Source organism: Lewinellaceae bacterium (assembly GCA_020636105.1).
Lineage (GTDB): Bacteria > Bacteroidota > Bacteroidia > Chitinophagales > Saprospiraceae > BCD1.
Genome location: JACJYL010000001.1, coordinates 1 through 15,409, shown reverse-complemented (window position 1 = coordinate 15,409; position 15,409 = coordinate 1). Strand labels below are relative to the sequence as shown.

General features: G+C 39.7%; 13 protein-coding genes and 1 CRISPR repeat array. Of the genes, 10 read left to right on the top strand and 3 right to left on the bottom strand.

All coding sequences use genetic code 11. The features are described 5' to 3' along the window. Positions 1-160 precede the first annotated feature (160 nt). Positions 161-1,756: an amidase gene (locus H6571_00065; protein MCB9322110.1), complete on the bottom strand. Its 1,596-nt coding sequence runs from the start codon at positions 1,754-1,756 to the stop codon at positions 161-163. A gap of 96 nt (positions 1,757-1,852) precedes the next feature. Then, the gene (locus H6571_00060) at positions 1,853-2,425 is read right to left on the bottom strand and encodes a VTT domain-containing protein (GenBank protein ID MCB9322109.1); all 573 of its coding nucleotides are present in this window, start codon (positions 2,423-2,425) and stop codon (positions 1,853-1,855) included. A gap of 437 nt (positions 2,426-2,862) precedes the next feature. Here H6571_00060 and H6571_00055 point away from each other — a divergent pair, with 437 nt between their 5' ends. From H6571_00055 to H6571_00025, 7 genes are all read left to right on the top strand, one after another. After that, a complete protein-coding gene (locus H6571_00055) occupies positions 2,863-3,783 on the top strand; it encodes a WYL domain-containing protein (GenBank protein ID MCB9322108.1) in 921 nt (306 codons plus the stop codon). Between the two features lie 81 nt (positions 3,784-3,864). After that, positions 3,865-4,647, top strand: coding sequence for a CRISPR-associated endoribonuclease Cas6 (gene cas6, locus H6571_00050; GenBank protein MCB9322107.1), 783 nt, complete (start codon positions 3,865-3,867; stop codon positions 4,645-4,647). A 76-nt stretch (positions 4,648-4,723) separates the two neighbouring features. Beyond that, positions 4,724-5,302 (top strand): hypothetical protein, encoded by a 579-nt coding sequence (locus H6571_00045; protein ID MCB9322106.1) that lies wholly within the window; start codon positions 4,724-4,726, stop codon positions 5,300-5,302. Positions 5,303-5,307: 5 nt separating this feature from the next. Beyond that, positions 5,308-7,491, top strand: coding sequence for a CRISPR-associated helicase Cas3' (gene cas3 / locus H6571_00040; GenBank protein ID MCB9322105.1), 2,184 nt, complete (start codon positions 5,308-5,310; stop codon positions 7,489-7,491). A gap of 1 nt (position 7,492) precedes the next feature. Beyond that, the gene (locus H6571_00035) at positions 7,493-8,908 is read left to right on the top strand and encodes a hypothetical protein (protein ID MCB9322104.1); all 1,416 of its coding nucleotides are present in this window, start codon (positions 7,493-7,495) and stop codon (positions 8,906-8,908) included. Positions 8,909-8,929: 21 nt separating this feature from the next. Beyond that, complete coding sequence (locus H6571_00030; GenBank protein ID MCB9322103.1) at positions 8,930-10,015, top strand: CRISPR-associated protein Cas7; 1,086 nt, start codon at positions 8,930-8,932, stop codon at positions 10,013-10,015. Between the two features lie 83 nt (positions 10,016-10,098). Then, entirely contained in the window at positions 10,099-11,496 is a 1,398-nt protein-coding gene (locus H6571_00025) for a hypothetical protein (protein MCB9322102.1), read from the top strand. A gap of 11 nt (positions 11,497-11,507) precedes the next feature. Here H6571_00025 and H6571_00020 read toward each other — a convergent pair whose 3' ends face one another. Further along, complete coding sequence (locus H6571_00020) at positions 11,508-12,107, bottom strand: Uma2 family endonuclease (GenBank protein ID MCB9322101.1); 600 nt, start codon at positions 12,105-12,107, stop codon at positions 11,508-11,510. A gap of 39 nt (positions 12,108-12,146) precedes the next feature. On the opposite strand from H6571_00020, the gene cas4 reads away from it, so the two are divergent. Genes cas4 through cas2 form a run of 3 tightly spaced genes read left to right on the top strand, consistent with a single transcriptional unit; the run spans position 12,147 to position 13,940 of the window. Then, positions 12,147-12,653 carry a CRISPR-associated protein Cas4 gene (gene cas4, locus H6571_00015; GenBank protein MCB9322100.1) on the top strand — a complete coding sequence of 169 codons (507 nt, stop codon included), beginning with the start codon at positions 12,147-12,149 and terminating at the stop codon, positions 12,651-12,653. A 5-nt stretch (positions 12,654-12,658) separates the two neighbouring features. Beyond that, on the top strand, positions 12,659-13,666 hold the full coding sequence (gene cas1b, locus H6571_00010; GenBank protein MCB9322099.1) for a type I-B CRISPR-associated endonuclease Cas1: 1,008 nt from the start codon (positions 12,659-12,661) through the stop codon (positions 13,664-13,666). Between the two features lie 10 nt (positions 13,667-13,676). Next, positions 13,677-13,940: a CRISPR-associated endonuclease Cas2 gene (gene cas2, locus H6571_00005; protein ID MCB9322098.1), complete on the top strand. Its 264-nt coding sequence runs from the start codon at positions 13,677-13,679 to the stop codon at positions 13,938-13,940. A 211-nt stretch (positions 13,941-14,151) separates the two neighbouring features. Continuing rightward, positions 14,152-15,374: a CRISPR direct-repeat array (repeat unit 30 nt; unit sequence GCTTTAATCGTACCATTTTGGAATTGAAAC). Between the last annotated feature and the right edge of the window lie 35 nt (positions 15,375-15,409).

Below are 15,409 nucleotides of genomic sequence, written 5' to 3'. Positions count from 1 at the left end.
ATCAACACTTTTACATTTTTAATTTATCATTCTAAATTTTACATTTCCCTAAGAGTAAAATACAATATTATTATTTGGAAAGATAGTTGGGTAAATCCGGCAATTCCATCCAGATGAATGACTCCATTGCCATCCAAATTGTTGCCCGTTCCCTGCCAATCTATTCTCCTTTCAAAAATTGAGGCGCCTTACGGAATTTAGTTCCCGATTCATAAGCATAAGCGATCTCAATCAAAGCCGGTTCGCTCCAGGCCCTCCCGAAAAAGGAAATGCCCACCGGCAAATCATCGATAAAACCCATCGGTACGGTAATATTGGGATACCCGGCGCGGGCGGCAGGGGAAGAACTTCCCAACTGGAAACTATCCCCATTGATCAGGTCCGTTTTCCAGGCCGGGCTACCCGTCGGAGCAATAATGGCATCCAGCTTAAACTCATCCATCACCTTATCAATGCCCTCTTCCTGGCTGCCTTTCGTCAAATTAGCCAATGCCTCCTTGTATTCAGGAGCGTTCAGATCCCCTTTTGCCTGTGCCATTTCAAGGTATTGCTGATTGTAATACCGCATTTCAATTTCATCCTTCTTGTTAAATGCGATGAGATCTTCCAAATTTTTTACAGGAGCCTCGGGTCCTAATGATTGAAAATATTTATTCAATCCGTCCTTGTATTCAAACAACATTATTTCAAAAGAGGATCCCCCGACACCAGGCGTGCCTATATTTTCTACCTCAATGATTTCGGCCCCCTGGCTTTTTAAATAAGCCACCGCCTGATAAAAAAGAGTATCTACCTTATAGTTACTGCCTAATGGAGCTTTATACAACCCCAGGCGTTTTCCTTTCAAGCCGTCTTCTTTGAGGAATTGGGTATAATCGCCATAAAATTTCCCTTCACTGGCCCATGTTTTTTCATCCATTGAATCAATACCGACGAGAGCACCGAGGCAAATAGCCGCATCTTTCACGGTTCGTGCCATCGGACCAGGCGTATCCTGGGTGAAGGAAATCGGAATTACGCCGGACCGGCTCACCAGGCCTACAGTAGGTTTGATGCCTACAATGCCGTTGTTATTGGATGGACAAACGATGGAACCATTGGTTTCTGTTCCGATGGCCAGCAAGGTCAGGTTGGCAGAAACTGCCACCGCGGAACCTGAGCTGGACCCGCAGGGATTCCTGTCTAGAATATATGGATTTTTGGTCTGTCCACCCACTCCGCTCCAGCCGCTGGAAGACAATTCTCCCCGAAAATTAGCCCATTCGCTCAAATTGGCCTTGCCAATAATAATGGCCCCGGCGGCCCTCAATTTCATGGCCAGGTAACTGTCCTGCAACGGATGTGAATCCATCAAGGCCCTGGATCCCGCCGTGGTAGCCATTCTGTCGTGAGTATCGATATTATCCTTGAGTACAATCGGTATTCCGTGTAAAGGTCCCCGCATATTACCGGCCGCTCTTTCTTCATCCAGTGCTTTGGCAATTTCCATAGCATCGGGATTCACTTCAATGATGGCATTCAGGCTTGGGCCGTTATCGTCAACGGCTTCAATCCGGTCCAGGTAGGCCCTGACAACTTCCTGTATGGTAAAAGTCCCGGTATTATAGCCCTCTTGCAGATAAGCGATGTCTTTTTCTTCAAATCTAAATGGATTCTTTGTTCCAGTTTCTTCTTCTATATGAGCCGGCTCACAAGAAGAAATAAGAATAAAAACTGTCGCTAAAACAACATGCAGGCAATTTATTTTATTATTCATGACATATAATTTATAGGGCATAAATGAGTTGGATGTCAAAATGGAATGTCAAAATAACAAATTGCGGGGAGACCGCGAAGTAAAGCGGTAAAATGATCAAAAAATTGCTTCAAAAATGCCCCCTCCGAAATAAACATAAAAAACATTAAGCGTTAATTCTCCCAAAAATACCCCGATAAACATAAACCGGTAAGGCATCTTTACGATCCCCGCCACATAACAGATCAGATCGGTAGGCACAAAGGGAAAAAATGCCCAGCCAAGAACAAACAAAGCGGCTCTGGGGTGTTGCAAACGCTCCTTCCATCGCTCCACTCCTTTGGGATATTTTTTCTCCAGGTATTTACTGAATCCCAGCAGATCGGAAAAATAATACAGGGCGGTAGCGGAAAACAAAACGCCGATCATGGAAATCACCAACACGAGGAACAGATTGTCAGGAAACAGGATGGCCCCGCCGATGACAAAAGGAGTACTTGGAATGAGGAAGAACCCTCGCCCGATGGTGACCACAATATATGCCAGCAACATTTCATTGCTGAACCGGCTGATCAAGCGGACGATGTATTCCGGGCTGGCGACTTCAGGCCTCAGGGCAAAAGTCAGCAAAGCACCAATTATTAACAGAATCCAAAGGCTGTAAATGACGATTTTTGCTTTCTTGATCATGGAGGTAATCCTTAGGAAAATGTAAAATGTAAAATGTAAAATAATAAATTATAAACCTGCCAGCTCCGCAGGAAGGCTGGTTTAAAAGTACTGATTTCCAGCGATTTACAAGATTAAGAATGTCAATTTGTTTTTTCATCGTTCCTTAGTTAGTAAATAACAAAATGCAAAGAGAAACAAGATTTTCAATTTTCCTAACAATTTTCCTCCCAAAAAATAAAAATGTTTATATTGTGACCAACCAAAAAATAAAAGATGCAAATCCCCCTTAAAATATCGAAACCTTGCTTTGGAACATTCAATCCAATGTCCGGAATCCTTGGACTACCCCGAACTCTTCAAAGGATCTTCAAATACTATACTTTCCAAAATTCAATGTCACTATTATCCTCAATTGGCAGCATGGTCTTCCGATCATGCTTAATACCTTGTATGTAATGAAAAAAGAACACGAACATGGTTCAAAAACCAGAATATTACTTATTCAAAGAGCCATTTTGGAACAGCCATACCGCTATACCATAAAACAACTGGCCGATCAGTTTGGTGTAAATCCGGATACCATCCGCAACGGTTTTAGAGATCTTAAAAATGCGGGATTCAGTCTTAGAACAGATGAACGGCACCGGTATGGCTTTGTCATTGACAAACCTTTAAAACAACTCAAAGACCTATTGCATTTTTCTAAAGAAGACCAGGCTTTATTACATCTGGCGATCGACCAAATTGCTCAGCATACAGAAAGAGCAGCAAATTTAAAAAAGAAACTCGCCTCCCTCTATGACTATCAAAGGCTTGGATATGCCTATCTGAGAAAACCACACCTCACCAAACTCGATTTACTGCTCCAGGGGCAAAAGGAAAAAAAAGTAGTCATCCTGAGGGATTACAGTTCATCCAACAGCAATATCATTTCAGATAGGTTCGTGGAGCCTTTTCATGTTAGCCCTCCGGAAGATACCCTACAGGCATTTGATGTGGATAAAAAGATTTTACGTCACTTTCGCTTTTCCCGAATAAAAAGAGTGCAGCTTACCGATACAGACTGGCAATTTGAAGGGCATCACAACATCATGCGGACGGATCCTTTTCGCATTGTGGATAATGAACAGGTTTTGGTTCACCTAAAATTAAAAATCGGTGCCAAAAATGAATTGGAAGAGCGATTCCCTTTAACCAAATCCTATATCACAGAGGCCAATGAGGAGGACATCTACGATTTTCAATGCAATGTGAATCACAATTTTTTAGGCCTGACCAATTTTATCCTGGGATTTTACCACCAATTGGTGGAAGTCGTCTATCCGGAACAGCTGATTATCCACCTCAAAAATGAAGTCAATAATATGAAATTTTAATTTTTTTCATCCATTCATAGGGGTAATGAAATAGGTTCGACCCCCTGTGAATATCTTTGTATCATCAAAAAAATAATTAAAATGAGACTAAAATTAATCCTTCAACATAAACCCAATCAGGCATTGCCGATCAACTATAATTACCTGATCTCTGCCTGGATTTATAAAACGCTGGGTAATGCAGATCAGGAATTTGCCAACTGGCTCCATGAGAATGGATTCGGTTTCGGCGGCAAGAAATACAAACTTTTTACATTTAGCTCGCTCCAACCCCAATGGTTTGATATTGACCCCAAAAGACAGTTATTTATTCTTTCAAAACCACCCACTGTGCTCGAATTATCCTTTTTTGTGGATGAAACCCTAAAACACCTGATCACCGGACTATTTCAAAACCAGAAATTTTCCCTCGGCGATCTAAACCACCAGGTTGATTTTGAGGTGTCAGCCATTGAAATCCTACAAAATCCTGCATTCACCAACACTATGCGGTTCAAAACGATGACTCCCGTTTTCATCAGTCAAAATGTGGAAGGCGATAAAAACGGGCAGTTCCTTTCTCCTGAAGATGAAGGCTATGAAGCCATTTTTTTTCAGAACCTGCAACGCAAAATAAGTGCCCTGAATTACAGCACAGGCCCCTTGGAAAATCTTGTTTTTTCCCACTCATTCCGGCTGCTATCACGCCCCCGATCGAAAATGCTCCATATCAAAGGCAGCAACAAACGCGGCTATCTTTATGATTTTGAAATTACAGCCCCCGTTGAGATGATCGAAATGGGGTATTTCGCCGGATTCGGAGGGCAGAATAGCGCTGCGGGGATGGGGATGGTGAGGAGATTGAGATTGACTGAGATTGACTGAGATTGATTGAGATTGAGATAGAGTAATTTGAATAAAATGAATCAACCCCAGCTTTGATAATTAAAAAATAGTAGTCATGTATTATGTGGTAAAATATATTGGTCATTTTGGTTTTATCAAACCCTGGACTGCAGTAAGAGATAGCGAAACTTTTTCGCAGCAGTTTTTAACCCCGTCGATTGTGGAAGGTATGGAAAAAAAGATTTTCCCTGAATTATTGAAGGTCAATGGCATTCAAAAAATAAAACGACATCGATTGAATTATTTAGAAATTGATGTACAACAGGAAAGGACCTGGTCGAAAGGAGGATTTTCAGCTAAACGGGACAAAGGCAAATGGAAAACAAATCTTGCGATTATTGATCGAGGGGTTATGTTGGAGCCTAACTTGTATTTAGCATTTGAAAATGAACAAGATGCAAAAGAGGCAATGGAGCAACATATTTGCCTTTGCAGGAATGAAGATGTGATGCACCCAATTGAAATATTAAAATTATCCGATATTGAATTTGATGAAATTGATGGTTTTGAATTGCTTTTTGAGGGTGATAAGAACGCCATGTTTAAAGTAGGGCACAATCGCTTTGATGATGTGAAAGAAATGTATGGACAATTAAAAATATTTGGAAATCCAATTCGTCAAAGCTTAACCTGATATCCATGAAATCATTAAACGAAATATTGGCAAAAAGCGTAGACAGGGGCGGCACCACACTATTAGAACATACGCAGCATGTCGCCTGGGCCGTTGAAATCTTCGCCGAAAAATATCAATTTGATTTTGATATAAACTTGGCTATTAAAGCGGCAGCATTACACGATTTAGGAAAAGCTCATGTGCATTTTCAACATAAAATCAGCGAAAATTTATCCTTTCAATCTTTAATGGAAAAAGACGAATGGAATTATACCCATCGTCATGAATTGTCATCAATGGGTTTTTTGCCTCTATTTCCAAAAAGTGAATGGAATGTTATTATAGATATGGTGGTAGGCCACCACAAATCAATCGAAAATGATAAGCGGTTAAAAGGCATTTTGGATTTAGAAGAAAATGAAAGGTTTTGGAAAAGAAATCATTTAAAGGATTGGGATGATTGGAGTGTGTACGGCTTAGAAATATTAAAAACATTTGGATTTGAAATAAGACCCATTCCCCAAAAAGAAGCAGAGGAAACCTTGGAATATGTTTTGGAGTATTGCGAAAACAAAAAGTGGGGATGGTCGCCTTTACGGGGTTTGTTAATGTCAGCAGACCATTTTGCTTCTGCTTTTATCAATGATACCCAAGCCAATTTAAAAGATCTTTTCGCCATCCCTGATTTAAGTTTTTATAACAACCCTAATCGAGGAAGCAAATTGTATCCACTTTCTCAAATTAATACAGAAGATAATAGACAGCATACGATTGTCGTAGCACCAACAGGAGCAGGAAAAACAGACTTTTTATTGAAGCGATGCAAAGGGCGTGTTTTCTACACATTACCTTTTCAAGCATCTATTAATGCGATGTATGAACGTATTAAAGAAGATATTAAAAATGAAAATTCTAATATTGAAGCCAAAGTAAGAGTCTTACATTCTACCTCTGCACTTTTGGTAAAAGGCAATAAGGAGGCGGAAAGTTTACAACATTTTGGAGGAGCAGCGATCAAAGTTCTAACTCCACATCAATTGGCCGCTATAATTTTCGGAACGGCAGGTTACGAAAGTGTGATGCTCGACTTAAAAGGCACAGATGTTATTTTAGATGAAATTCATACCTATTCTGATGTTGGTCGGTCAATGGTTCTGGAAATTGTGCGGACACTTTTACGCTTGGATTGTCGGATTCATATTGGTACGGCTACCATGCCTTCTCTTTTGTATAATGAAGTTTTCAAATTATTAAAAGAACATGGCGAAGTCTATGAAGTCAAATTAGGAAATGAAACTTTAGATGAATTTGATCGCCACGTGGTACACAAGATGGAAGATGAGTCAGAAATTGAAGCCATTTTGAAAACTGCTTTTCAGCAAAAAGAAAAGGTTTTAGTCATTTTCAATACGGTCAAAAAAGCACAATCAGAATTTAAACGGTTAACGGAATTATTCCCAAATGTTCCTGCCATGCTGATTCATAGTCGATTTAGACGTGGAGACAGAGTGGCTTTAGAAAATCGCCTAAAAGCTGAATTTAATGGTGATGGTTCTGAAAAATATAGCAATGGTTTAATGCCTTGTTTAGTGGTTTCGACACAGGTTGTTGAGGTGAGCCTTGATATTAGTTTTGATAGAATGATTACTCAGGTGGCCCCTTTGGATGCTTTAATACAGAGATTTGGTCGTGTAAATAGAAAACGAACCAATGACAGTATTGGCAAATATAAACCTGTTCACGTTATCCAATTGAATGGTTCAGCCTTACCTTATAAAATCGAGACTTTAAAGGCAAGTTTTGACCAATTGCCAAATGGTGAAGTGTTAAAAGAACGGAGTTTACAAGCCAAAATTGATATGGTTTATCCTTCTTTAGATACCAAAGAAATTGATGTGCATTTGATTTACCATGATGGAAAATATCGAATAAAAGAACTCTGTAACAAGCCAAACTCAGTCATTGTAGATGCGCTTGAGATCGAAAGTGCAACATGTATTTTAGCATGCGACAGAGAAAAATACCTGATGGCTCGCTGGAATGAACGGGTTCCTATGGAAATTCCCATAAATTTCAAAACGATTTCAAGATATAAAAACCAATACGAACAATTAGAGCATGGAGCATATCCTTTTGTTATTCCTCAATCGAAAATTGAACATCTAAAATATGGCCTAGAATTAGTTGAACCTTCAAATTTTCTATGATATGTACACAAGTTATATTGGCAACAAGTTTTTAACGATTTATCGACAACGAAATAATTTGCCCGATGATTACACAGCCCGGCAATTTTTTGACGAGGTTTTATTTCCCTTATTTTTTGATGATGAGGAACATTTGATGCACGTAGGCAATTCACCTTTTTTTCAAAAGCCTACTAAAAGTGTCATCGAAGAACATGGATCAAAGGCAAAAGCGCAACTCTTTAATCTGCGATCCAAAATAGCAGAAGGCATACCAAGTGGTGCTATTTTCGTAGGCTATGGCGCAGAAACAGTTGAGGCCACTTCATCAGGACAGGTTACCTCTATGTCTTTTGAAATTGATGGAGAAGAAATGTATGCTTCTTGGATTGGACAGGCTTTAGCTATTGGAGTTAATGGTGGATTGGCAATTCAAATTGGCGAAGAAGAAATACTTTGGTCGCTTTTTGGAGGTTGGATCTTTTATAGGAAATATCTAAGCCAAACCCCAAATTTAAAAGATAAACAAATTGAGACATGGAACGGTCATTGGGTACATCACGCATTTGGAAAAAACTTCGACGCAAATAATCCTTTGGCGGGATTCGACCCTCAACCTGAAAAAGTCATAGGAAGGCTGGCTATTCCTACCATTGATTGGATAAAAGTAATCTTTGCTTTTTCAAGACAATTTCCAAACCGAATTATTACTATTTACGCTTACAATCTTTCTCAAACGAATACAACACTGGGATTCATCAATGTTCTATTACCCAAGGTGAGCAATTTAATCCACTTAAAAGAACAATTATATACACTTTCTTCTGATGGGAACCATGATAAAGATTTTGAACAGATGTATTCTACTTTTTTCACTTTTAAAAATGCATGCAAATTAGGAACGATTGGATTAAAAGCCCTAGAACCAAGTGGCTTACGAGAATTTATGCCGATAGGTACAACAAAGTATGCTAAAGGAAATGATTATAAATTCTCAGATATCCATCTCGGCCAAAAGAAAAATGAAGCTCCTGAAGTATTTGAAGCCCGAATGCAAAAGGCAAAAAGTAAATATGAAAATGAAGTAATCAATTTTAAAATCTATAAAATTTGGATAACAGCCATGTTAAATAACAAAAAAGAACTAAATGCCTTGGCGGAACAAGTAGCACAAGCCTTAATTGACTTTGAGGGACAATCTCAACATTCCGAGGCAGGACGTGGAAAATCCACTCAAAACCGATTAAGTGAAGATGTAAAATCTTCAAAATCGCTCAAAGAGTTTATTGAAAAATTAACGGATTTGATGGAAAAGTATAAAGAAGGCGCGGAAATCTTCAAAAAGGTAAAAGATACTGTTATCGAATTACCGCCAGACCTTTTTCCGCTTTTCGTTACCCTTATCCGCTTTGAGTACCAATTCAAAAAATCAATTTAATCATCTTTATAAATTTAAAACATGAAACCATATATTTATTTAAGAGCTTTACGCCATGCTGAACATACTGTTTTTGGTGTACAAAATGGACAAAAATCATATCGAGATCCCCAATTCGGTCGTCAAATGGCTTATTCAAGTGGGCAACAAGTTAAACGTTCAATAATTGAAGCCTTATCAGACGAGCTAAATGTACCTTTCGCAGCAATTACCTTCAATTGGGAAATTGATAAAGATAAAAAAGCCAAAATGCTAGAGCCACATTCTCCTTGTGACCCTACTTTTCCTGATCAATTGTTAGGCGGTTACATGAAAGCAGAAAAAGACAGCATGACTGTGAAAAGAAGAAGTCCAATGTCTATTTCAGCAATGCGACCTCTACACCCATTACTTGGAGGGCTGGAAAATGAAAAGGATGCAGAAGCTGTTGTTTTTGATCGATCTTCAAAACCTGAAAATCATACGGTAAAAGTTTACCAATTGGATGACAAAAATAATCGCGTTGAAATCCCCCAGGATGAACTTAATGAGTGGTTAGTCTCTAATAACAGAAGTTTAGGTCCAAAATACTACAATCCAAGTGGTCAGACTCGTGCTACAGGCTTATTCGTATATGATGTTGCCATTGATTTAAGGACTTTATTCAGTGTATCAACCAATCGTTTGGAACCTGAATTATTTCCAGAAATTGAAACAAAACTTAAAGAATCTGGCTGGGTCGAAGGAAAAAATGTTTTTGGCAATTGTTTGATTTTACCCAAAGAAAAACGTATAGAAATTATTCCTGCCTTAGCTCATGCATTGGTCAACTGGCGAATTACGAGTAATCAAGCTCGTACTTTCAGTTTAATGGAAACCCTAGCGATTGCCATCAGCGATAACGCCAATCAAATTGCCTATGCCATTCGGGGAGAATTACGTGAAGACGTCGATAGACCAGCCGCCATTCCAAGAATAGATGAAACAGCCAAAGCCAAAATATTTGTCACACCTTCGTGCTCAGGTCATGTGCAAGGAACAGTTGGTTCGGCTGATGCTATAACAAAAGCTGAGCAACATTTAGTTGAGTTGATGATGGCATTTGATTTTGAAGATCAAATAAAATAGCTTTAATAAAAAATCCTGATCAATCATTGAACATTACCTTCAAAAGTAGGTATGATTCATTGCTGAGATTTAAACCGATGTCCATGCCAAAAAAATCATCCAAATCGGAGCTTGTCAACAACCTCATCCGCCAAGCAAAAAAGGAAGAACTCGTAAAGCTGGTTCAGACTTTGGTAGATCAGGATTCCGACCTCGAAATGAAAATCAGGTTATTTCTTTCCGGGACAAAGCAGGATAAACCTAATAACTACCGGAAAATAGTGGCCATATATTTGAGAAGCCAAACAGACAAAAGATACGGTATGCTGAAATGGCATGCCCTGTCCGAAACCTCCCAGCATTTTGAGCGGATGATTCAAACGCTGTCGGCTGCAGGAAAAACAGATGAGTTATTGAATCTCTGTGTGGAAATTGTGGTGCAGGTCAATGGTTTTTTGCATAACTCAGATGATTCTTATGGTTATTTGTCGAATACCATCGCTATGGCATTAAATACCATTCACGGGCTGTTGGAAGCCGGTGCCGTGGACGATAATAGAAAATTGAAATTGTTTGAACACTTGCTGACAGCGCTGGATGATAAACACATTTACGATTTTGATGCGGGGGGTGAAATCTGGAACCTGTTGGCTAAGACCATTTCATCTGCGGAAGAGTATGAAATATTTTCTAGAAAAATGGCAGATTCTATTAAGGATTTAGAACCGGACTCGACGTATAACTATCAAAAGGAATTAATGATCGTGAATGGTTTGGCTGCACTACAAACCCTTGGCATGGAAAAGGCCGCAGAGGAATTAATACTGGACAATCTGAAGTTTAGTAAAATTCGAAAAATACTGGTTTATCAATGTATTGCGGAAAAAGATTTTTCGAGGGCAAAAGATTTGATTGAGGAAGGCATAAAAATTGCAACTAAAGAAAAACATCCGGGAACGGTAAGCGCCTGGGAAGCGATATTATTGGAAATTGCCCTGAAAGAAAATGACATAGACGGAATTTGCCGTCAGGCAAAACTCAATCTGTTGAATCACCCTTTCAACCTCAATAATTTTCTTTTATACAAAAAATATTCCCCCAAAGAAAAATGGAAAAACAGAAGGGATGAAATTATTGAAACCTTTGAAATCAAAAGGAGTGGTTTTTATCATGACGCTTTAGTGAAGATTTTAAAGGAAGAAAAAATGTATGATAAACTTTTTGAAATCATAGCAGGTTATGGCAGTAATTTTTACATCCTCGATGAATATGCAGCTGTATTAATAGCTCACGACAAAGAAAAACTCATTGAACTCTACCTCGACCGGATAAAAAAATTCCTCGAAGACAATACCGGAAGGCAATATTACAAAGTTGCTGCCCGATACCTGAAAAAGGTCAAAAAAATGGGCGCATCACAAAAGGTGGATCAACTCGTAAATGAGTTAAGACAATTGTACAACAGACGACCAGCTTTATTACAGGAAATCCAGAAAATTTAAAACACTTGGGTTCACCCGCCAAAAATCACCCCCAAATCCACCACCAAACCCGGAAAGACGCCCAACGGTATGGTTTCTCCTTTGGTGAAGGGCGTTTTTCGGAGGAGCTGATATTTGCCTTCGGCATCGAGGCGAAAAGGGGTGATAGTTTCTTCGTAAGGATGCACCACCCAGTATTCTTTGACGCCGGAATGCTCATAGATGTCATATTTCTCGGTGAGGTCTTTTTTTGAAGTAGCGGGGGACAAAATTTCGATGATCCAATCCGGAGCGCCATTACAGCCCTGGTCATCCAGTTTTGAATCATCGCAAATAACACATATATCCGGTTGTACCACCGTATCTATCTGATGCTGATTTTGTTTGGTCGGAGGCAAGGGTAACCGAACATCAAAAGGAGCATGAAAAATGCGGCATTTGTTTTCACCCAAAAGGGGGAAAATAAATTTAAGCAATCGACTTGATATTTCCTGATGCAATCGGCTGGGGGCTGGAGACCTCTTAAATACCTTGCCACGGATCAATTCAACCATTTCGCTAAACTGCCAGGTCAGGTAATCTGAATAGGTATATCGTTTCGAAAGGTCAAGTTGATTAATATCCGTAATCATTCAATTTGTTTTTACAAAAATATAAAATTTTAAGCATCCATGCACACCACCGGTACACAAATATCCTACCTCCACCTTTGTCCCCGCAAATTGTGGCTTTTTGCCAATGGTCTGAATATGGAACATCATTCTGACCTGGTGGCGGAAGGCAGAATGATCCATGAACACAGCTATCCGCAGCGGGCGGCGAAGTGGCAGGAGATTGCCATAGAAGGCATCAAAATCGACCATTATGATGCACAACGACGGGTGGTGCGGGAAGTTAAAAAATCACCCAAAAAGGAGGAGGTTCATATTGCTCAGCTCAAATATTACCTTTTTGTATTGGAACGCAATGGGATTGAAGTGGAACGTGGGCTGTTGGAGTATCCTAAAATGAGGTCGACGGAAGAAGTTATGCTAACCGATGCCGATCGGAAAATTATTCCACAATGGGAATCTGAAGTAAGCCGAATTGTCCATCAACCCGACTGCCCGCCTCTGGTAAAAAAAGGTATCTGTTCAAAATGTGCCTATTATGAATTTTGTTTTGTGGAAGAAACCTAAGTTAAATGAAAAAAACATACTACCTGTTTAATCCCGGCCGGATGAGCCGCAAAGACAATACCCTTAAGTTCGTAGGGGTAGATGAATGGGGAAAAGAAGCCCAGGCAAAATATCTGCCTGTTGAAAATATCGAATCCCTTTTCATTTTTGGAAGCGTTGACACCAACAGTGCCCTGTACAATTTCCTGGGCAGAAGGCAAATTTCCGTTCATTTTTTTGATTATTACGAGCACTACACCGGCTCTTTTCAACCCAAAGAATACCTGCTTGCCGGAAAAATGCAGGTAGAACAAACCAGGGCTTACCTGAAGGCTAACAATCGCCTTTATATCGCTCAACAGATCCTTGCGGGAGCCACTTTTAATATGCTAAAAAACCTGAAATACTACCTCAACCGGGGCAAGGAAGTTCAAAGTCATATTCAAACCATTGAAGGGTACCGCAGGGAAATGATCCAGATAGGATCGGTCAATGAATTGATGGGCCTGGAAGGCAATTGCCGCCAGGTTTATTATGATGCCTTTAATGAGATCATCACGCTGTTTGAGATGAACGGACGGAGTAAACAGCCCCCGGAAAATGAAATCAATGCCCTGATTTCGTTTGGCAATATGATGTGTTACACCTTGTGCCTGGACCAAATTTATCATACCCAGTTAAATCCTACCATCAGTTTCTTACATGAACCCGGTGCCCGGCGGTTTTCTCTGGCCCTCGATCTTGCTGAGGTTTTCAAACCGCTTTTGGTAGACAGGACCATTTTTAGGTTACTCAACAAAAGGGAATTGAATGCCTCTCATTTTGAACAAAAATTCAACGCCTGCTTTTTAAAAGAAAATGGTAAAAAAATTTTCATTCAGGCATTTGAGGAACGACTCAAAGAAACGATCAAACATCGCAGTCTGAACCGGAAGGTCAGTTATAAAAGGCTCGTCAGGCTGGAATGTTACAAACTGGCTAAATACATTTTGAGGATGGAGGATCAATATCAAGCTTTTAAAATTTACTGGTAAAATACAAAACATGTATGTAATCCTCGTTTACGATATAGGAGAAAAGCGGGTAGTCAAAATGCTAAAACTCTGCCGGCAATACCTCAACTGGATACAGAATTCAGTCTTTGAGGGGGAAATATCTGAGATCAAACTCAAGGCACTAATTTTCGAAGCCAGGCAAATCATGGACGAAACCCACGACAGCCTTATTATTTTCAGCAGCAGAAACAGCCGCTGGTTAGACAAACAGGTCATTGGCATGGAGCGAAATAATGCAGACATTTTCCTTTAGGGAGGTCGTCGGTAACAAAGAAAAAGGAACGGAAAAGGATTGACTCCCCCCAGGTATAATTTCAAAATCCTGTAAATGAGGAAATTATCACATCGTCGGTCTCTGCCCCAATTTATACTAATGGCCATCGACGCCTTTTTTGTCAAAAAATAACGCCCCCTAATTTTGTAAAACTTTGAAAATCAGTTATATTTGTCAGGCTTCTCAACGGGCTTTAATCGTACCATTTTGGAATTGAAACAAAAAAATAAAAATGGGAGTATTCGTTCTCGTATCGCTTTAATCGTACCATTTTGGAATTGAAACCGGTCCAGGAGGTAAATCTGGCTCCAAAGGTCCATTAAGCTTTAATCGTACCATTTTGGAATTGAAACGAATGAGCTGAACAAATTCAATATAAAACAAAAATTCGCTTTAATCGTACCATTTTGGAATTGAAACCCGGATACGGGGTTAGCCTGTAGCTGCCCGCCTACTAGCTTTAATCGTACCATTTTGGAATTGAAACCGTTATCCCGACCGATTAAATAAATATCGGCCTTTTGGCTTTAATCGTACCATTTTGGAATTGAAACGAAATAACCCGCTGGTGCTTTCGTTGTAATTTGTTGGCTTTAATCGTACCATTTTGGAATTGAAACCCGGGAGGAGGATGAGCGCGTAGGCCTGGTCGATAAAGCTTTAATCGTACCATTTTGGAATTGAAACTGGTCGTCCTCTACCCGTTTGCCGTTTGCGTCTAAGCTTTAATCGTACCATTTTGGAATTGAAACACTTTACGGAGCCTAAATAAATACTTTCCGGTGCCAGCTTTAATCGTACCATTTTGGAATTGAAACATTTTTGAACTCACCACCTACTCCGCAGATGATGAGGCTTTAATCGTACCATTTTGGAATTGAAACTTCCGACGTTATGAGGAATAAAAGTCTTGAACTCAAGCTTTAATCGTACCATTTTGGAATTGAAACTGTTTTTGTCTCGGCTATAGTAAACACTTTACCCGCGCTTTAATCGTACCATTTTGGAATTGAAACTGGTAAGTACCTCCCTTTGCCATGTCGTGACTTGCTCGCTTTAATCGTACCATTTTGGAATTGAAACCATTAACTTGCGGGTGCGGAGGCTGGAGCCCGACATAGCTTTAATCGTACCATTTTGGAATTGAAACGTCTTACTTTGTCCTTTAACAAGTTAGCCAGCACCGCTTTAATCGTACCATTTTGGAATTGAAACCAATTTAACCTACAATAATGGCAGACCCTAAACAAGCTTTAATCGTACCATTTTGGAATTGAAACGGGATACCCGCGGCTTTTTCTGACGGGACCGACGACGGCTTTAATCGTACCATTTTGGAATTGAAACTAAAAATAGCCTACGAGGAGGGGAGGGCTAAATACGGCTTTAATCGTACCATTTTGGAATTGAAACTGGTGGTAAAGTAGAGGTTACCACCTCCAGGGAGT